Raw genomic sequence first — 17,535 nt, 5'->3', positions numbered from 1 at the left:
TCTGATCTGGGAACGGTTTCTGGATGATCGTCTGCGTCTGCAATAGGCTGAACGACGTGAAGATTCGCGGTGCCATCGAGCAGGGCGCGGAATCGGCCGACCACGTGTATTCTTACTGCAACGTGAGAAAGAATTGCGGGCGATGCCAGGAAACGATCGAAAAAATGATGGACGGCGCCGCGGTGCGGCCCCGGCTGCTGGCGGCGGAGTAGCGCCGGGTCCCGAGCCCCATGCCGGCATCCCGGGCGATCCTGAGACGCTGCGCTGGCTCAACACGGTCCTGAAGAACGAACTGACGGCGATCAACCAGTACTTCCTGCATTCGCGGATGTACGGCGATTGGGGACTCTCCCTTCTCGCCAAGCACGAATACGAGGAATCCGTCGACGAGATGAAGCACGCCGATGCGCTGATCAAGCGCATCCTGTTCCTCGGCGGCCTGCCGAACCTCCAGGATCTCGGCAAGCTGATGATCGGCGAGAACGTCAAGGAGGTCCTGACCTGCGACCTGTCGCTGGAGACCCTCTCCTATCCCGATCTCAAGAACGCGATCCGACACTGCGAGGCGGTCGGCGATTTCGGCAGCCGCGAACTGTTCGTGCACATCCTCGAAAGCGAAGAGGAGCATATCGATTATCTGCAGACCCAGATGCGCCTGATCGAGCAGATGGGTATCCAGAACTACGTCCAGCTCCAGACCAAGGCCAACGAGACCGGGACGTAAGGCTCAGAACTCGGCTTCGAGTTCTTCCACCGCGTCCGGCTCGGCCTTGGCGGCCTCGATCCATTCGAGCATCTCAGGAAGGTTGAGGATCGTCTCGCAATAGTCTGCGCAGAGCCGGTCGAGTTTCACGTGATAGGTGTGGAAGCGCGTGCACACCGGCGCATACATCGCGTCCGCGAGCGTCGGCTTCTCGCCGAAGAGATAGGGGCCGTCATAACGCTTCAGGCATTCGCGCCAGATCGCCACGACGCGATCGATGTCGGCCTGCGCGCCGGCCCACACCTTGAAGTCGGGATAGCGCGCCTTGAGATTCATCGGCAGCGCCGAGCGCAGATTGGCGAAGCCGGAATGCATCTCGCCGGAGATCGCCCGGCAATGGGTGCGCGCTTCCAGGTCCTTGGGCAGCAGGCCGCTCTTGGGACGCGTCTCCTGGAGATATTCCGCAATGGCCAGCGTATCCCACACCTTGATACCGTCGTCGGTGAGACAGGGCACGAGGAAGGACGGCGACAGCAGCAGAAGCTCGGCGCGGGTGTCGGGATCGTCGGTCGAGAGCACTTTCTCGTCGAATTCCAGCCCCGCCATGCGGCACAGCAGCCAGCCGCGCAGCGACCAGGACGAGTAGTTCTTGCTCGAAATCGTCAGGAGCGCTTTACCCATGGCGACGATTCTTCCGCTAACGTTGTCACCAATTATTTCGCACCGCAGCATAAAATGCACTAGCATTTTTCGCCGTCAGGGCGTGAAATCGTTCGATTATTGCCGCACCGCAAAACGGGCTGTCCAAGAGGCGTTCGGTTTTCGAGATGTTGTACGACGCCTACCAAGCCCAGTCGGACTTGCTCGCACCCCTGCGCGCCTGGGCCGGCTTGACGAGCGCGATCTACCGCGACACCTGCGCGGGACCGAGCGCGAACTACATCCTCAAGAGCATTTCGGCCGCGGCGGAGGTCCTGAACCGGGCCCATCTCATCCATGAGCGGCCGAGCTACGAGATCGAGACCGTGGAGGTCGAGGGCCGCGATGTGCCGGTCGCGGAAGTGGGGGCGCTGGAGACGCCTTTCGCGACCCTGCTCCATTTCAAGAAGGAGACGAATATCGAGCAGCCGCGCGTCCTGATCGTGGCGCCGATGGCGGGACACTTCCCTACCCTGCTCCGTCACACGGTCAAGACGATGCTGGCCGACCACGACGTCTACATCACCGACTGGAAGAACGCCCGCGACGTACCCCTGACCGCCGGCCGCTTCGGCGTGGACGACTATATCGACCACACGATCCGCTTCTTCGAGCACATGGGTCCGGGCGCGCATGTCGTGGCGGTGTGCCAGCCCTGCGCCGCGCTGCTCGCCACCGTCGCGGTGATGGCGCAGGCCGACCATCCCTGCCAGCCGCGCAGCATGACGCTGATGGCCGGGCCGGTGGACACGCGCGTCAGCCCGACGACGGTCAACCAACTCGCGACCGAGCATCCGATCGAATGGTTCGAGCAGAACCTGATCACCACCGTGCCGCGCCGCTATCCGGGCGCGCATCGCCGGGTCTATCCGGGCTTCATGCAGGTGTCGGCTTTCCTGTCGATGAACCTGGCGCGCCATATCCGGGCGCATGTCGATCTGTTCGATCACATCCGCAAGGGCGAGGACGAGAAGGCCGAGGCCAACCGCAAATTCTACGACGAGTATTTCTCGGTCTCCGACCTGCCGGCGGAGTTCTATCTCGAGACCGTGCAGAAGGTGTTCCAAGAGTTTCACCTGCCCCTGGGCAAGTTCGAGTATCGCGGTACGCGCGTCGAGCCCGCCGCGATCCGCAAGACGGCGCTGCTCACCGTGGAGGGCGAGCGCGACGACATCTGCTCCGTCGGCCAGACGCTCGCGGCGCACGATCTCACGCCGTCGATCAAGCCGTTCCGCAAGAAGCACTATGTGCAGGCCGGGGTCGGCCATTATGGCGTGTTCTCCGGCACGCGCTGGCAGACGCAAATCTACCCGATCGTGCGCAACGTGATCCTGGCCAACAACTAAGGAACGCGTCGGCGAGCCCGGCGAAGGCTCCGGCCGCACGCCGCCGCCGGTCGCTTGCTTGGCGCCATCTTGCGGGCGAGGCTCGTCTCGCCGTTGCGTCCGATGCCGTACGATCGGCAGACGACGACGCGAATCGAGGAAGCGCCCCGTGTGACGTACACGTCTTATCTGGATGTCGTGAGCGGTTCCGACGGGGCGAACGCGCAGACCTTCACCTGTGATGGCAGGCTTGCTTTGTCGATCTCGCCTGCCGCAGCGGACGCGAAACGACAGCCTTGCCGCCCAATCTCCAAAGAGCCGAGGCGATCGGAGCGGATGGGTTCCCGAACGGCAGGCCGTTAATCGTGTTGGCGTGTTCCAAAAAAGAACGCCGGCGGAAGCCGCTTCTCGTATTGCCTTTTGGAAATTCATTCGCAAAGTGTCGCGACCTCACAGGCGCGTGGCAGGGGCTGCGCCATTTCGAGGGAACCATCAAGGAGCGCATATATATGAAATTCTTCGCAACCGCGGTCGTCGCCGCTGCCCTGGCGTTCGCAACGCCCGCTTTGGCGGAAGACCTCAGCATCAACGTCACGAACAACACGAGCACGCAGCTGACCGAGCTGTATGTCTCGCATGTCGGCACGAACTCGTGGGAAGAGAACATCCTGAGCGGGAAGGTCGATCCGGGCGAGGATCTGTCGGTCGACATCGCCGATGGCCGCACGACCTGCTCGTACGACATCAAGGCCGTGTTCAGCGACGGCGGCACCGCCGAGTTCCGCAACCAGAACCTCTGCGAGACGACCGACTTCTCGGTTCACGATTAAGGTCTCGATACAGGCATTGAGAGGGGCCCGGTGCGAAATCTCGCGCTGGGTCTTTTCTTTTGCAGGTTGTCGCATCGTGTTCATGGCGCGGGCCGGCCCATGACCTGTTCGTGCCGCGCGACGATCTTCGGCCACAGCGTCGCCGCCTCCGGCAAGTCGAGCGAGAAGCCGTCGCGTAGCGTCGCGACGAGATCCTCGGCGCTGTCGAGGACGCGGTCGGCATAGCCCGCGGGCGTGACCGTGCGCAGGACGCGGCCGCGCAAGAGCAGCACGGTGCCGTCCGGATGGTGGCGGAAGCAGAACAGGTTCTGCACGAAGTGGGAGTCCGGCGCGGTCTGGAGCTCTTCGCATTTGGCGGCGAAGCGCGTCTCGTCGGCGGGATCCAGATCGAAGTCGAAGCTCGGCGCGGCGCCGTTGGGGTGGCTGCGCAGCCGCCACCAATCGCCGTCGGCCCGCGATAATCCGTACACGTAGCCGTTCGAGGAGAACGTGCCGGGCGCAAGGCGGATCGGATCGAGCGGGCCGTCGCCGAAGCCGACATCGGCGAGATAGAGGCCCTCGTCCAGCTCGACCTTCAGCACCAGGTGGTTGGCGACGGCCGTCTCGCCGGCGGCTTCGCGCATCACCGCGCCGGTGGCGCGCGTGACGCGGAAGCCGAGCTCGCCCATGGCCCAGCCGAGGATGCCGTTCATCTCGTAGCACCAGCCGCCGCGGCGGCGGTTCACGATCTTCTCGTAGATCGCCGGCCGCGCGATGGTGACGGGCCGGCCGAGCTGGACGTCGAGATTCTCGTACGGGATCGCCAGCATGTGGGCGCGGTGGACCTCGGTCAGCCCCTTCAGCGTCGGCGGCGGGCGATGATCCAGGCCGATGCGGGCGAGATAGGCGTCGATGTTCATGATTGTCCCCCGTCGGCCGAAATCCGTATCAGCCATTCCAGCGCGCGGATGCCCTCGCGCAGGAGTTTTGCGTCGCCGGAATAATAGCCATGGATGCGACGGTTTTCGTTGCCCGGCTGGCCGCCGGGGCGGCGCTTCAGCTTCGAAGCGAAAAGGCGGTTCGATTCGCGCGGATCGCGCGCAAACGCCTGGACGTATTGGCGAACGAGGCTGGATAGCGAGTCGACAGAGACGAGGCCGGCCGCGCGCCGGGCGCGAAAGCGCCTGTCGAGTTCGTGACCGACGATGTCGAAGCCCTGCACGGGGACCTCCGTTGGAATGCCTGGCGATGTCTGTGAGTTGTGGAACGTGTGGTGCACAACCGGAAATTCAAGAGGTGAGGCGGAATATTTTTTGTGCACGAGGCGGGGAAGCCCGTGTACCCACCTCTACCGCGATGTCATCCCGATCGTGCGCAGCCACGCCTCGACCAGTCGCGGCCAGTCCGTGATGGGAAACCGAGTCCGCCGCAGGCCGAACGCATGCCCGCCTTCCGCGTACAGATGCATCTCCGCCGGCACGCCGGCTTTCCTGAGCGCCGCGTAGTAGACCAGCGATTGATTCACGCCGTCCGTTTTGTCGTCCTCCGCCTGCACCAGGAATGTGGGTGGCGTTTCGGAGGTGACGGGAACATTCGGGTTCAGCGTATTGCCGTCCGTCTTGCCCGGCGCGAGATGCCCCGGATAGACCAGCACGGCAAAATCCGGGCGGGCGCTTTGTTTGTCGGCATCGTCCACCGGCGCGTACAGGCGTTGCCGGTATTTCGTGCTGATCTCCGCCGCGAGATATCCGCCGGCCGAGAACCCGAGCACGCCGATCCTGCGCGGATCGATATGCCATTGCCTGGCGTGAAGGCGCACCAGGCCGATGGTTCTTTGCAGATCCTCCAACGACCGCGTCGATGTCGCGAGACCGTCGGGACGGCAATCGCAGTGCCAGTCATAAGGCTCGCTCGGGACGCGATACTTCAAGAGGACGCAGGTGATGCCGGCGGATGTCAGCCAGTCGCAGACCTCGGTGCCTTCGAGATCGATCGCCAGCACCTCGAAGCCGCCGCCGGGAAGCACCACGACGGCCGCGCCGGTGTTCTTTCCGTGTGGCGGATAGATCGTCATCGTCGGCTGGGAGACATAGGCGACCCATGTCCATGGTTTGCCTGCGACTAGGCTCTTGGTCTGCCCTTCGGTTTCCGGCTTCGGCATCGGCTTGGCATCGGGCGGCGTTCCCGGCCATAGCGGAATTTGCGCATGACCCGCAGAGGGCCGCCAAGGGTCCGCCGACGCGGGTGCGCACCCAAGTGCGGCCACGGCGCAAAGAGCAAAGATCAAGACCTTCATCGCCCGCTCCGGTTTCCTGACAGGTATTGCAGCGAAGAGCACCCGCATCCGCGTTGTCTACCGTGCCACTTCCTTGTTCGATGCGTTACCTATAAAAACTAATAGGTCACGGCAGGCGGCGAGTCTCGCCCGGATCGGCTGGCCCGCGATTCAGGCTCTATTTTGATGATGCCGAAAAGCGCGAAATCGACAACATTCTGTTGATGGCCAGCGGATGCTGGCCCCTCCCAAGGTCGCCTACATGACCGGCTTCATCCGCGAGTCTGCAAGACGAAGCGTTCTCGTGGTCACTCGAATAGAGAGCCTTATTCGACTCGCTCACGACGAGCGTACAGAACCCAACTGGATGGCCCGCATCGCGGGCCATGACACCTATGGGTCGGACTAAGCAAAGAGAACGGCCCGATAAATAGCTGGTATTGGGGAAAATATCATATGACTAGGAAAAAGTGACCGGAGCTGGTCGGCCACCCCGGCCGGCGAGCGCTTGAATTATTTTCAACCTCAGTACAGTTCACTCTTGCATAGTGCGAAGTTCATGCTAGATAGAACTTCGCAATAGCCAAGGAGGCGGACAAGGCGCGTTGTGACCGAAGAATCCCAATACACGCGCAAATTCCGTAAAGAACTGATGGCCGGGCTTTCCTCGCTCGTCCTGCTGGCGGTGCTCGCCCGCGCAGGACGTGAAATGTACGGGTACGAAATCGCCAAAGCCGTGAAGGCCGAAGGCGAAGGCGGACTCATCTTCAAACAGGGTGCGATCTACCCCGTGCTCCGCTCGCTCAACGCCACCGGCCTGCTGCACAGCCGGGTCGAGGCGTCCGCCTTCGGACCGCCGCGCCGCTACTACGACATCACCGAGGACGGCCGCAAAGCCCTCGCCGAATGGCAGTTCGCCTGGCGCGACATGCGCGAATTCGTCGACGACGCCCTCAAGGCCGGCACAACCCCTGGAGCGACCCCCGATGGTCATGCCGGCGCCGCCGCCTGAGACCGTCAATGCGTATCTGATCCAGCTCCGGCGCGCGCTCAAAGGCGCGCCGGCGGGACTGATCGCCGACGCGCTCGCCGACTGCGAAGACCACCTCAACAACGAGATCGCACAAAATCCCGAATTGTCCGAAACCCAGATCCTCGCCGGCGTGATCGAGACCTATGGCACGCCCGCGGAGATCGCCGAGGAGTACCGAGACATGGAACACACGATTTCCACTCCGTTCCCGCAGCCCGAAACCAAAGGCGACGACCGCCGCTTCGGCTTCTTCAACGTGGTGTCCGATCCGCGCACCTATGGCGCCCTGCTCTACATGCTGCTGTCGATGGCGACCGGCATCTTCTATTTCACCTGGGCGGTGACGGGCATCGCGCTTTCCTTCGGCCTCTTCATCCTGATCATCGGCATCCCCTTCGCGCTGATGTTCATCGCCTCGGTCCGCGTGCTCGCCCATGTCGAGGGCCGCATCGTCGAGGCCCTGCTCGGCGTGCGCATGCCGCGCCGCCTGCCCGCCGGCCCTTCGGCCGACGAAGGCGTCCTCTCCAAGATCAAGGAAGCGTTCAGCGACATCCGCACCTGGTCGTCGCTGTTCTACATGCTGCTGATGCTGCCGCTCGGCATCTGCTATTTCGTCGTCGGCGTGGTGGGCCTCGCCCTGTCGCTCGGCGTCACCGCGGGCTCGATCTACGGCCTCGTCACCGGCGAATCGCACATCCAGATCAGCAATGCGCCCTATCTCGAGCACGTCCTGCACACCGCTCCGGGCCTCCTGGTCCTGGCGCTGATCGGCGTCTTCCTGTTCTTCCTGGTGCTGCATGTCGCGCGCGCCATCGGATGGGTGCACGGCAAGATCGCCGAAGCGCTTCTCGTGCGGCTCTGATTTTCCGATCCGGCGAAAGAGCCCGCGTCGCGCAAGCGATGCGGGTTTTTTCTTTCCTCCCCCGCAAAGCGGGGGAGGTGCCGAGCGCAGCGAGGCGGAGGGGGCCAGCGGGCGGCTGGCCCCCTCCGTCACGCCTTCGCTTCGCTTCGGCGTGCCACCTCCCCCGCTTTGCGGGGGAGGAAAGAAGAGTTGGGGGAGGAAAACATCGGCGCGCACGAACGCGAGTTCCCGAATCGGGGTTGGTCAATGCACCGTTAACCTGCCGGCAAGGGTTGACGGCCCTATAATTGGCCGGGCTATATGCTTCCTGCACGCCGGCTGAGCGCTGGGGGCATAACACTGGGCTGGGGTTGGCGCGGGATATGCGTCGACACTGAAAGACAGGAGCCGACGTGGATCGCACTTTATCGATGCGCCTGGATGCCATGCGCCGCTCGCTCAACGCAGCGACGTCGGCGCTCGCGACCACCGATGGCCGCTGGGCGCTGGTCTCGACCACCATTACCGGGCTTGTCGCCGGCTCCATGGCTTGGCTTGCGGCGAGCGCATTGCCGCCGCTGCATGTGAAAACGCAGCAGGCGTCGACGACGTTCCTGCCTTATCGGCTTTTCTCGGACCTGGTGCAGGCGGGGAACAATCTCGTTTCGGGACAGCCCGCGCGCCATGTCGCGCCGCCGCCGGCGCAGCTCGACAACGCGCTCGCCGACGAAGAGGCCGGCGACACCGGCGCGCCGGCGCCGGAGACGCGCACGCTGACGCTGGATTCCGGCGACACGCTGGTCGGGCTGCTCGAGGACGCGGGCGTGCCGAAGGACGACGCCAATGGCGCGGTCCTGGCGCTCGCCAAGATCTACGACCTGCGCGACGCGCGCGCCGGACAGAGCTTCGTCGCGACCTTCGAGCCGGTGGCGCAGCCGGCCGCGCCGCCGCCGGCGGCCGCGAAGCCGCATACCGCCGTCGTCAACGTCAACGGCCGGCCGGTCACGGTGGCGGGCAGCGACGCGAGCGACGACGATGCATCCGATTCCGGCGACGTCACGCCGGTGACGACGCCGGCGGGACGGCTGCTGTCGATCGCGTTCTCGCCGTCGGTCGAGCACGAGATCACGGTGGCGCGCCAGGCCGACAACAGCTTCGCGGCGCAGGACGACGTCAAGCAGCTCACCGAGCACACCCATCGCGCGGGTGCGACGATCGATTCCTCGCTCTATCTCGCGGCGACCCAGGCCGGCATTCCGACCGACGTCACGATCGCGATGATCAAGCTCTTCTCCTACAAGGTCGACTTCCAGCGCGACATCCGGCCGGGCGACACCTTCGAGGTCTATTACAGCTATTACTACACGCCCGACGGACAGCCGGCGCGCGAAGGCAATATCGACTATGCGATGATGAAGACCGGCGGGCACACCTACGCGGTCTATCGCTACCAGCCCGATCCCAACCAGCCGGCGGAATATTTCGACGCCCATGGCGAAAGCCTCAAGGGCATGCTGATGAAGACGCCGGTCGACGGTGCGCGCATCTCGTCCGGCTTCGGCATGCGCTTCCATCCGGTGCTGGGCTATAGCCGCATGCACAAGGGCATCGACTTCGCGGTGCCGGTGGGCACGCCGGTGATGGCCTCGGGCGCGGGCACGGTGAAGATCGCCGGCCGCAGCAGCGGCTACGGCAACTACATGCGCATCGACATGGGCAACGGCTACGGCTTCGCCTATGGCCACCTGTCGCGCTTCGCGCCGGGCATCCATCCGGGCAGCCATGTGCACCAGGGCGAGATCGTCGCCTATAGCGGCAATACGGGCCTGTCGACCGGGCCGCACCTGCACTACGAGATCCTGGTGCACAACGAGCAGGTCAATCCCTTGAAGGTGAAGGTGGCGGAGGGCCGCAAGCTCGGCGGCACCGAGCTGCGCGACTTCCTGTTCGGCAAGCTGCATGTCGACGCGATGCTGGCCTCGACGCCGCTGGAGAACAAGGTCGCGGACATCGCCACCGACCTGCGCCAGGCCAAGGCGCGTTAACACATAAGACGGTTGCGCGACGTTCCGTCACGCCGTCGCCCATGCGCGAAGGCGCATGATGACGGCTGGAATCGCGGGTGGGCGACAAGTGACCGTTCTGAGCGTGCGTCATCTGACGCGCTACCGTTATGCGCGTCCCGTCGCGTTCGGCGAGCATCGCATGATGTTCCGGCCGCGCGAGAGCTTCGACCAGCATGTGCTGGAATCGGTGCTGCGCATCACGCCCAAGCCGGCCTCGATCCGCTACATCCACGACGCCTTCGGCAACACGATCGGCATCGCGCGGTTCGAGAGCCGGGCGCGCGAGCTGCTGTTCGAGAGCATCAACCGGCTGGAGCACCATCCCGAGCACGCGCTCGACGCGCCGGACGACCGCGAGGGCACCAACGCCTTTCCCTTCGCCTATGACAGGGTGGACGAGCCGGATCTCGGGCCGTCCAAGACGCCGATCCATGCCGATCCGGACGGCGTGCTCGCCGCCTGGTCGCGGCGTTTCCTGGAAGGCCTCACCCGGATCGACGCGCCGCACATCCTGGCCGCAATGACGCTCGCCATCCATGACGAGCTGAAATACGAGGCGCGCCATTCGGGGCCGCCGCGCACGCCGCTGGAGACGCTGGCGCTGGGGCGCGGCACCTGCCGCGATTTCGCGGTCCTGATGATGGAGGCGGCGCGGTCGCTCGGCCTCGCCACGCGCTTCGTGTCGGGCTATCTCTACGTGCCCGAGCGCGACGACCGGCCGGCGCACCGGGGCGGCGGGAACACTCATGCCTGGGTGCGCGTATTCCTTCCGAGCGGCGGCTGGGCCGAATTCGACCCGACCAACGGCCTTGTCGGCAATCGCGACCTGATCCGCGTCGCGGTGGTGCGCGATCCGGTGCAGGCCGTGCCGCTGTCGGGGACGTGGGACGGCGAGGCGGCCGATTATCTGGGCATGGACGTCGAGGTCGACGTCGTGGCCGAGGAACCTGGCGGCCACAAGCGCGTGGTGCGCATGCGTTGAAGTCTGGAGGTACGGTTTGCTGATCCGGTGCGGGTACGACATCGCCTTCGAATGCACCGCGCAGACCCCCCTGCTCCTGATGCTGCATGTGCGGTCCGAGCGGATCGGCGACCTCCTGGCGCCGGAGAATTTCGCGGTCGACCGCGGCGTGCGCTTCCGTACCTACCACGACGTGTTCGGCAATCTGTGCACGCGGCTGGTGGTGCCGGCGGGCGTGACGCATGTCACCAACGACTTCCTGATCCACGACAGCGGCTTGCCGGACCACGTTCCGAACGGCGCCTGGCAGGCGGAGATCGATTCCCTGCCGGACGAGCTGCTCATCTTCCTGCTCGGCAGCCGCTATTGCGACACCGACAAGCTGGCCGATTTCGCCTGGGCGCAGTTCGGCCATATCGAGCCCGGCTGGCCGCGGGTGAAGGCGATCACCGACTTCACGCATGACCGCATCGCCTTCAGCTATCAGAACGCCCGCTCGGACCGCACGGCGCATGACGCCTACATGGAGCGGAGCGGCGTGTGCCGCGACTACGCCCATCTGGCGATCGCGCTGTGCCGCTGCATGAACATCCCGGCGCGCTATTGCACCGGCTATCTCGGCGATATCGGCGTGCCGGAGGATCCCTCGCCGATGGATTTCAGCGCCTGGTTCGACGTCTATCTCGGCGGGGCCTGGCATAGCTGGGACGCGCGCCACAACAAGCCGCGCATCGGCCGCATCCTGATGGCGCGCGGGCGCGACGCGGCGGATGTGGCGCTCTCCACCGCCTTCGGGCGGGCGGACCTGGTGAAGTTCGATGTGATCACGAAGGAAGTCGCGGGGGCATGAGGGGACGATGCGGAGGGGGCTGTCCTGCATATTCGCGGGGCTTGCAATGACGGGCGCCGCGCTGGCGGGGGAGCCGGCCGACATCGTCATCGGGCCGGATTATGCGGCGGCGCCGGAGACGCGCGTCGCGGCGGGCGTGCCGGTCGGCGAGATCAAGGCCTTCGCGATGTATTCGGGCGACAGCAGATTCTATCCGGGCATCGCGCGGATCGAGAACGCGATCACGAAGCGGCGCGATGCTTACGGCAACCGGATCGCGGCGGCGGCGCACGAGCAGTCCATGCCCCTGCCCTATACGCGCACCGTGTGGGTCTATGTGCCGAAGCAGTATGCGCGCGGGACGGCGGCGCCGTTCATGGTGGTGCAGGACGGCTATGGCTATATGAAGGTGATGCCGCGCGTGCTCGACAATCTGATCGCGCAGGGGCGGATACCGGCCATGGTCGCGGTGTTCGTCGACAGCGGCGGCGGCGACGCGCAGGGCTCGGAGCGCGGGCTGGAGTACGACACGGTGTCGGGCGTCTACAGCGATTTCATCGAGGCGGAGGTGCTGCCGCGCGTCGTGGCGGAGACGGGCGTGACGCTGACAAGCGACCCGAACGGGCGCGCGACGATGGGCGCGAGCTCGGGCGCGGCCTGCGCTTTCACCATGGCGTGGTTCCATCCCGAGCGTTACGGCAAGGTGCTGTCCTATTCGGGCACCTTCGTGAACCAGCAATCGCCGCCCAACGTAGCGACGCCGCGCGGGGCGTGGGAGTATCACGACCGTCTCATCGCCGACGCGCCGAAGAAGCCGATCCGCGTCTGGATGGAGGTGGGCGAGAAGGACCTGCATTTCGACGATCCGGAAGAGACTTGGCACAACTGGCCGCTGGCGAATGCGCGGATGGCGGCGGTGCTGAAGGCCAAGGGCTACGACTACCGCTATGTGCTGGCGAAGGGCGCGGTACATGTCGATCCGCGCGTGACCGAAGAGACGCTGCCGGACGCGCTGGAGTGGCTGTGGCGGGGGTATCGGTAGAGCGCCGGCCTGCGGTTGATCGGCTTATTCCAGAGTGTCATTCCCGCGTCGTCGGCATGACAATATTTTTGGGGTCCCTACCCGCGCGGGAAGTCCGCGAGGATCTTGCCGGCGGTGGCGCTGATCGTTTCGAGAGTCCTGACCGCCGCGACGATCGTCTCCTGGGCCGTCGCGATGGCGGCGGCCGGGTCGGGGCCGTTGGTGCCGCTGATCAGCCGCTCCTGCGCTACGCCGATGACGGCGTTGGCGACGATCTCCACATTGCGCAGATGGGCCACTGCGTCCTGGATCGCCAGCGCGCAGGCCTGCGCCACCATCGCATAGCTGTCGCCGACATCGACCGGCGGATCGACCGGATCAGACATCGGCGGGCTCCTTCGTGACGACCTCGCGCGCCGAGAGAATGCGCGCCACCGTCGCCGCCACGGTGGCGTTGGCGGTGATGTAGGCGTTCTGTTGCGCGTTGACGGCGTTCAGCATGGCGAGGCCGGCCGATTGCGCGACGACCTGCGCCAGCGACGCGGCGGCAACCGCCATGGCGTCCTCGATGGCGGCTTCCACGGCCGCGACGGCGGCCGTGATCTGGCCGTTGAGCGGATCGTCCGCGCCGCCGGTTTCGGCGCGCGCCGTTTCTTCCTGCTCGGCCTGGTGGAAAGGCGGTTCGGCGGTCTCGCCCGGCGGCGGCGCACCGGGCGTCTGCGGATCGGACATCGGCACGCTCCTGTTCGAAGGTCAGCTCGGGATCGGACCGGTGCCGGCGCGTAGCGCGGCGAGCAGCGAGAGCAGATTGTCCGGCACGTCGGACTGCGCCAGCTTGGCGGCGGAGGCCGACGCCGAGGACGACAGGACGACGGCGCCCTGGGTCGTCACCGCCTGCGCGGTGATATTGAGCTGCTGCTGCGCGGCGGCGGCGTTCTGCATCATCAGGCCGAAGGCCTGGGCCGAGACCTGCAGCAGATTGCCCAGCGCCATGGCCGGCGCCTGGCCGACGACCGTGAGGTTGGATTGGGTGACGGCGTCGGTGATCTGCCCGTTGACGGGTGTCGGGATGGCCATGTCAGGAATCCTTGCTGGCGGTCGCGGCGTTGCCGAGAATCTTGCCGGTCGCCTGGCCGGTGCTGGCGGTGTCGATTGAATACAGCGTCGACACGCCCATGGTCGTCGCGGCTTGGGCCGTGATGTTGGATTGCTGCTGCGCGCTCGTCGCGTTGTGCGCCGCATTGGCGAGCGCCTGGGCCGTCGCCTGGTAGAGATTGCCCATGGCGATCGCGGGCGCGTCGCCCAGGACCGTAACATTGGACTGGGTGAGGGAATCGGTAATCACCCCATCGACCGGTGTCGGTTCAGCCATGTGCTTGCCTCCTCCGTCTATCTGAAGTCTATCGCCTATTTCACCGAAAATAACAGCGGCTACCTGAAGTATTGTTTAAATATTCATGATGACGTCGCGGGGCGGCGACAAGGCACCAGCGGGGCGGCGACGGTGCGCTGCATATGCGGATATCGGACAACCTGCCGACCCTTAAGTGTCATGCCCCGCGAATGCGGCGGACCCAGGTGACGCCTGCCGTGCAGATATCACCTGGTCCGCCGCATTCGCGGCGGATGACACCGATCGGGGTCGCTCCCCGCTGCGCGGAGTCTTAATGGACCGCTCGGCTGACCTGCGGGGTGTGGTCGATGTCGACGTCGTCTTCGCCGGTGGCGAATTCGACGCCGTCGATCGTCAGCCCGTTCTTGCCGGTCGAGACCTTCACCTTCGAGCCGTCGAGGATCTTGCCCTCCAGCAGAAGCTGGGCGAGCGGGTCCTGCAGGCGGCGCTGGATCACGCGCTTCAAGGGGCGCGCGCCATAGACCGGGTCGTAGCCGGCATTGGCGAGCCATTCGGTGGCGCGCTTGTCCAGCGTGATCTCGATCTTGCGGTCGGCGAGCAGCTTCTCGAGGCGGCCGAGCTGGATCTCCACGATCTTGTCCATGTTCGCACGGGAGAGCCGGTGGAACAGGATGATCTCGTCCAGCCGGTTCAGGAATTCGGGCCGGAAATGCGCCTTGACGGCCTGCAGCACGGCGGCGCGGGCCTCGCGGGTCTCCTCGCCGGTCGAAAGCAGTTCGGTGCCGAGATTGGAGGTCAGGATGATCACCGTGTTCTTGAAGTCCACGGTGCGGCCCTGCCCGTCGGTCAGGCGCCCGTCGTCCAGCACCTGGAGCAGCACGTTGAACACGTCCGAATGGGCCTTCTCGACCTCGTCGAACAGGATCACCTGATAGGGCCGCCGGCGCACCGCTTCGGTGAGCACGCCGCCCTCTTCGTATCCGACATAGCCCGGCGGGGCGCCGATGAGACGCGCCACGGAATGCTTCTCCATGAACTCGGACATGTCGATGCGCACCATGGCGGTGTCGTCGTCGAACAGGAAGGAGGCGAGCGCCTTGGTCAGCTCGGTCTTGCCGACGCCGGTGGGGCCCAGGAACAGGAACGAGCCGATGGGACGGTTGGGGTCCTGCAATCCCGCGCGGGCGCGACGCACCGCGTTGGCGATGGCGCGCACCGCCTCGTGCTGGCCGACGACGCGCTGCTCCAGCGCATCTTCCATCTTGAGGAGCTTGTCCTTCTCGCCTTCCAGCATCTTGTCGACCGGGATGCCGGTCCAGCGCGACACGACGGCGGCGATCTGCTCGGGCGTCACCGCTTCCTTGGCGAGGGAGTTGGTCTCCTTGTCCTCGATGGCCTTGAGCTGGCGCTCGAGACCGGGGATCACGCCATAGCTGAGCTCGCCGGCGCGGGCGAAGTCGCCCTTGCGCTGCGCGACCTCGACCTCCATGCGGGCCTTGTCGAGTTGTTCCTTCAGGCCCTGGACGTCCTGGACCGATTTCTTCTCCTCCTGCCATTTGGCGGAGAGGACGTTGGCCTTCTCCTCGAGCTCGGCGAGGTCGTGCTCCAGGGTCTTCAGCCGGTCCTTCGACGCGGCGTCGGTTTCCTTCTTGAGCGCCGCCTGCTCGATCTTGAGCTGCATGATGCGGCGGTCGAGCTCGTCGAGCTCTTCCGGCTTGGAGTCGACCTGCATGCGCAGGCGCGACGCCGCCTCGTCCATCAGGTCGATGGCCTTGTCGGGCAGGAAGCGGTCGGTGATGTAGCGGTTGGAAAGCTGCGCCGCGGCGACGAGCGCGCTGTCGGTGATGCGCACGCCGTGATGGACCTCGTACTTCTCCTTGAGGCCGCGCAGGATGGAGATGGTGTCCTCCACCGTCGGCTCGTTGACGAAGACGGGCTGGAAGCGCCGCGCCAGAGCGGCGTCCTTCTCGACATATTTGCGGTATTCGTTGAGCGTGGTGGCGCCGACGCAATGCAGCTCGCCGCGCGCCAGCGCCGGCTTGAGCAGGTTGGAGGCGTCCATCGATCCCTCGGACGCGCCGGCCCCGACCAGAGTGTGCAGCTCGTCGATGAAGAGGATGATGTTGCCCTCGGCGGAAGTGACTTCGCCCAGCACGGCCTTCAGCCGCTCCTCGAACTCGCCGCGGAATTTCGCGCCGGCGATCAGCGAGCCCATGTCGAGCGCCATCAGCTTCTTGTTGCGCAAGCTCTCCGGCACGTCGCCATTGACGATGCGCAGGGCGAGGCCCTCGGCGATGGCGGTCTTGCCGACGCCGGGCTCGCCGATCAGGACGGGATTGTTCTTGGTGCGGCGCGCCAGCACCTGGATGGTGCGGCGGATTTCTTCGTCCCGCCCTATCACCGGGTCGAGCTTGCCGGTGCGCGCGGCCTCGGTGAGGTCGCGGGCGTATTTCTTGAGCGCGTCATAGCTGTTCTCGGCCGTGGCGCTGTCGGCATGGCGGCCCTGGCGCAGGTCGGCGATCGCCTTGTTCAGGTTCAGCGCGGTGACGCCGGCGTCCTTCAGGATCCTGGCGCTCTCGGTGTTGCCGGAGACCGTCAACGCGAGCAGCAGGTATTCGGCGGTGACGAAGCTGTCGCCGGCCTTCTTGGCGATCTGCTCGGCATTGTCGAACAGCTTGGCCGCGTCGGACGACAGGTAGACCTGGCCGGACTGGCCCTGGACCTGGGGGAGCTTCGCCAGCGCGCGCTCGACGCCGCCCCGGACCTGTTCCGGCTTGCCGCCGGCGGCCGCGATCAGGCGGGCCGCGAGGCCTTCCTCATCGTCGATGAGGACCTTCAGGAGATGTTCGGGGGTGAAGTACTGGTGGTTGGAGCGGAGGGCCAACCCTTGCGCGGATTGCATGAAGCCGCGCGCCCGCTCGGTGAATTTCTCTGCGTCCATTTTCGCCTCTCAAGCCCTCGTCCCTGAGGACGCCTTGTAGAGCCGCCCGGGCGAGTCTCGTTTGATTTGGAATAAGGCCCCTCAGGGGCGCCCCGTTCCAGAGGGTAATTGGGTTCCCGGTCCGTACTCTTCAAGGGGGCCGGGCACAAACGCAAACGCGCCCCGTTGCCGGAGCGCGTCGCGAGATCAAACGGCAAGCGCGGATTTACTCCGCGGCTTCCTCTTCGCCCTCTTCCTCGCTCTCGGCGAGGGAGAAGGACGGCGCGCTCTGGGCGGGCTGCGGCTGGACATAGGGCTGGTCGCCGCCGCCATTGCCGTTTCCGTTCCCATTGCCGCCGCGCGGCTGCTGCTGCTGCAGGGCCTGCTGCTGCTGGTATTGCTGAAGCTGGGCCTGCTGCGCCGCCATGATGCGGTAATAGTGCTCGGCGTGCTGGAGATAGTTCTCCGCCATCACCCGGTCCCCCGACGCATTGGCGTCGCGGGCGAGCTGGAGGTATTTTTCGTAGACATTCGAGGCCGAGCCGCGAATCTTCACCTCCGGACCCGAGGAATCGAACGTCCGGTTCGGATTGTGGACGTTGCCGCCACCTCCGCCGCCGCCGCCATTGTTATGACCGCCGCCGCCTGCGTGTTGCGGCCTGCGGCCGCCTCTGCGTGAACGTTTCACTTCTGCCCCTA

19 protein-coding genes are annotated in these 17,535 nt (G+C 65.5%); 9 read left to right on the top strand and 10 right to left on the bottom strand.

All coding sequences use genetic code 11. From position 1 onward, the window contains the following. Positions 1–142: 142 nt before the first annotated feature. Entirely contained in the window at positions 143–724 is a 582-nt protein-coding gene (gene bfr / locus WDN01_06375) for a bacterioferritin (protein MEJ0025639.1), read from the top strand. Between the two features lie 3 nt (positions 725–727). On the opposite strand, the gene WDN01_06370 is transcribed toward bfr, so the two are convergent. Then, positions 728–1,384 (bottom strand): glutathione S-transferase family protein, encoded by a 657-nt coding sequence (locus WDN01_06370; GenBank protein ID MEJ0025638.1) that lies wholly within the window; start codon positions 1,382–1,384, stop codon positions 728–730. Positions 1,385–1,530: 146 nt separating this feature from the next. On the opposite strand from WDN01_06370, the gene phaZ reads away from it, so the two are divergent. Together phaZ and WDN01_06360 are read left to right on the top strand one after the other, a co-directional pair. Further along, complete coding sequence (gene phaZ / locus WDN01_06365; GenBank protein MEJ0025637.1) at positions 1,531–2,748, top strand: polyhydroxyalkanoate depolymerase; 1,218 nt, start codon at positions 1,531–1,533, stop codon at positions 2,746–2,748. A gap of 488 nt (positions 2,749–3,236) precedes the next feature. Further along, on the top strand, positions 3,237–3,557 hold the full coding sequence (locus WDN01_06360) for a hypothetical protein (GenBank protein MEJ0025636.1): 321 nt from the start codon (positions 3,237–3,239) through the stop codon (positions 3,555–3,557). A gap of 80 nt (positions 3,558–3,637) precedes the next feature. Here WDN01_06360 and WDN01_06355 read toward each other — a convergent pair whose 3' ends face one another. The 3 genes from WDN01_06355 to WDN01_06345 all read right to left on the bottom strand — a co-directional run bounded on the left by WDN01_06355 (position 3,638) and on the right by WDN01_06345 (position 5,697). Next, complete coding sequence (locus tag WDN01_06355; protein MEJ0025635.1) at positions 3,638–4,456, bottom strand: arylamine N-acetyltransferase; 819 nt, start codon at positions 4,454–4,456, stop codon at positions 3,638–3,640. Beyond that, positions 4,453–4,815 carry a hypothetical protein gene (locus WDN01_06350; protein ID MEJ0025634.1) on the bottom strand — a complete coding sequence of 121 codons (363 nt, stop codon included), beginning with the start codon at positions 4,813–4,815 and terminating at the stop codon, positions 4,453–4,455. The genes WDN01_06355 and WDN01_06350 overlap by 4 nt, the downstream gene beginning before the upstream one ends. Before the next feature lie 69 nt (positions 4,816–4,884). Further along, on the bottom strand, positions 4,885–5,697 hold the full coding sequence (locus WDN01_06345; GenBank protein ID MEJ0025633.1) for an alpha/beta hydrolase: 813 nt from the start codon (positions 5,695–5,697) through the stop codon (positions 4,885–4,887). A gap of 721 nt (positions 5,698–6,418) precedes the next feature. On the opposite strand from WDN01_06345, the gene WDN01_06340 reads away from it, so the two are divergent. The 6 genes from WDN01_06340 to WDN01_06315 all read left to right on the top strand — a co-directional run bounded on the left by WDN01_06340 (position 6,419) and on the right by WDN01_06315 (position 12,583). Continuing rightward, positions 6,419–6,823: a PadR family transcriptional regulator gene (locus tag WDN01_06340; protein ID MEJ0025632.1), complete on the top strand. Its 405-nt coding sequence runs from the start codon at positions 6,419–6,421 to the stop codon at positions 6,821–6,823. Next, the gene (locus tag WDN01_06335) at positions 6,798–7,706 is read left to right on the top strand and encodes a sensor domain-containing protein (protein MEJ0025631.1); all 909 of its coding nucleotides are present in this window, start codon (positions 6,798–6,800) and stop codon (positions 7,704–7,706) included. Before WDN01_06340 ends, WDN01_06335 begins: the two co-directional genes overlap by 26 nt. Before the next feature lie 392 nt (positions 7,707–8,098). Further along, positions 8,099–9,730, top strand: coding sequence for a peptidoglycan DD-metalloendopeptidase family protein (locus tag WDN01_06330; protein MEJ0025630.1), 1,632 nt, complete (start codon positions 8,099–8,101; stop codon positions 9,728–9,730). An 88-nt stretch (positions 9,731–9,818) separates the two neighbouring features. Continuing rightward, positions 9,819–10,733 carry a transglutaminase family protein gene (locus tag WDN01_06325; protein ID MEJ0025629.1) on the top strand — a complete coding sequence of 305 codons (915 nt, stop codon included), beginning with the start codon at positions 9,819–9,821 and terminating at the stop codon, positions 10,731–10,733. Positions 10,734–10,749: 16 nt separating this feature from the next. Then, positions 10,750–11,562: a transglutaminase family protein gene (locus tag WDN01_06320; protein ID MEJ0025628.1), complete on the top strand. Its 813-nt coding sequence runs from the start codon at positions 10,750–10,752 to the stop codon at positions 11,560–11,562. A 46-nt stretch (positions 11,563–11,608) separates the two neighbouring features. Then, positions 11,609–12,583 (top strand): alpha/beta hydrolase-fold protein, encoded by a 975-nt coding sequence (locus WDN01_06315; protein MEJ0025627.1) that lies wholly within the window; start codon positions 11,609–11,611, stop codon positions 12,581–12,583. A gap of 77 nt (positions 12,584–12,660) precedes the next feature. Here the strand turns inward: WDN01_06315 and WDN01_06310 are convergent, their stop codons facing one another. The 6 genes from WDN01_06310 to WDN01_06285 form a co-directional block, all read right to left on the bottom strand. Then, the gene (locus WDN01_06310) at positions 12,661–12,948 is read right to left on the bottom strand and encodes a hypothetical protein (protein ID MEJ0025626.1); all 288 of its coding nucleotides are present in this window, start codon (positions 12,946–12,948) and stop codon (positions 12,661–12,663) included. After that, positions 12,941–13,294, bottom strand: a complete 354-nt coding sequence (locus WDN01_06305; GenBank protein MEJ0025625.1) for a RebB family R body protein — start codon at positions 13,292–13,294, stop codon at positions 12,941–12,943. The genes WDN01_06310 and WDN01_06305 overlap by 8 nt, the downstream gene beginning before the upstream one ends. A gap of 21 nt (positions 13,295–13,315) precedes the next feature. Then, the gene (locus WDN01_06300) at positions 13,316–13,639 is read right to left on the bottom strand and encodes a RebB family R body protein (GenBank protein ID MEJ0025624.1); all 324 of its coding nucleotides are present in this window, start codon (positions 13,637–13,639) and stop codon (positions 13,316–13,318) included. Between the two features lies 1 nt (position 13,640). Beyond that, positions 13,641–13,934, bottom strand: coding sequence for a RebB family R body protein (locus tag WDN01_06295; protein MEJ0025623.1), 294 nt, complete (start codon positions 13,932–13,934; stop codon positions 13,641–13,643). Positions 13,935–14,226: 292 nt separating this feature from the next. Next, positions 14,227–16,857, bottom strand: coding sequence for an ATP-dependent chaperone ClpB (clpB, locus tag WDN01_06290; protein ID MEJ0025622.1), 2,631 nt, complete (start codon positions 16,855–16,857; stop codon positions 14,227–14,229). Positions 16,858–17,062: 205 nt separating this feature from the next. Continuing rightward, positions 17,063–17,524, bottom strand: coding sequence for a DUF4167 domain-containing protein (locus WDN01_06285; protein ID MEJ0025621.1), 462 nt, complete (start codon positions 17,522–17,524; stop codon positions 17,063–17,065). Between the last annotated feature and the right edge of the window lie 11 nt (positions 17,525–17,535).

Origin of the sequence: Rhizomicrobium sp. (assembly GCA_037200985.1) — a bacterium.
Taxonomy (GTDB): domain Bacteria; phylum Pseudomonadota; class Alphaproteobacteria; order Micropepsales; family Micropepsaceae; genus Rhizomicrobium.
The sequence above is the reverse complement of the archived record's forward strand: the minus strand, read 5'-3'. Positions and strand labels throughout refer to the sequence as shown.

Bases quoted from the DNA above. Each gene is read 5' to 3' on its own strand.
- bfr (MEJ0025639.1), top strand. From the start codon at position 143: ATGCCAGGAAACGATCGAAAAAATGATGGACGGCGCCGCGGTGCGGCC.
- WDN01_06370 (MEJ0025638.1), bottom strand. From the start codon at position 1,384: ATGGGTAAAGCGCTCCTGACGATTTCGAGCAAGAACTACTCGTCCTGG.
- phaZ (MEJ0025637.1), top strand. From the start codon at position 1,531: ATGTTGTACGACGCCTACCAAGCCCAGTCGGACTTGCTCGCACCCCTG.
- WDN01_06360 (MEJ0025636.1), top strand. From the start codon at position 3,237: ATGAAATTCTTCGCAACCGCGGTCGTCGCCGCTGCCCTGGCGTTCGCA.
- WDN01_06355 (MEJ0025635.1), bottom strand. From the start codon at position 4,456: ATGAACATCGACGCCTATCTCGCCCGCATCGGCCTGGATCATCGCCCG.
- WDN01_06345 (MEJ0025633.1), bottom strand. From the start codon at position 5,697: ATGCCGAAGCCGGAAACCGAAGGGCAGACCAAGAGCCTAGTCGCAGGC.
- WDN01_06335 (MEJ0025631.1), top strand. From the start codon at position 6,798: ATGGTCATGCCGGCGCCGCCGCCTGAGACCGTCAATGCGTATCTGATC.
- WDN01_06315 (MEJ0025627.1), top strand. From the start codon at position 11,609: ATGACGGGCGCCGCGCTGGCGGGGGAGCCGGCCGACATCGTCATCGGG.
- WDN01_06310 (MEJ0025626.1), bottom strand. From the start codon at position 12,948: ATGTCTGATCCGGTCGATCCGCCGGTCGATGTCGGCGACAGCTATGCG.
- WDN01_06305 (MEJ0025625.1), bottom strand. From the start codon at position 13,294: ATGTCCGATCCGCAGACGCCCGGTGCGCCGCCGCCGGGCGAGACCGCC.
- WDN01_06300 (MEJ0025624.1), bottom strand. From the start codon at position 13,639: ATGGCCATCCCGACACCCGTCAACGGGCAGATCACCGACGCCGTCACC.
- WDN01_06295 (MEJ0025623.1), bottom strand. From the start codon at position 13,934: ATGGCTGAACCGACACCGGTCGATGGGGTGATTACCGATTCCCTCACC.
- clpB (MEJ0025622.1), bottom strand. From the start codon at position 16,857: ATGGACGCAGAGAAATTCACCGAGCGGGCGCGCGGCTTCATGCAATCC.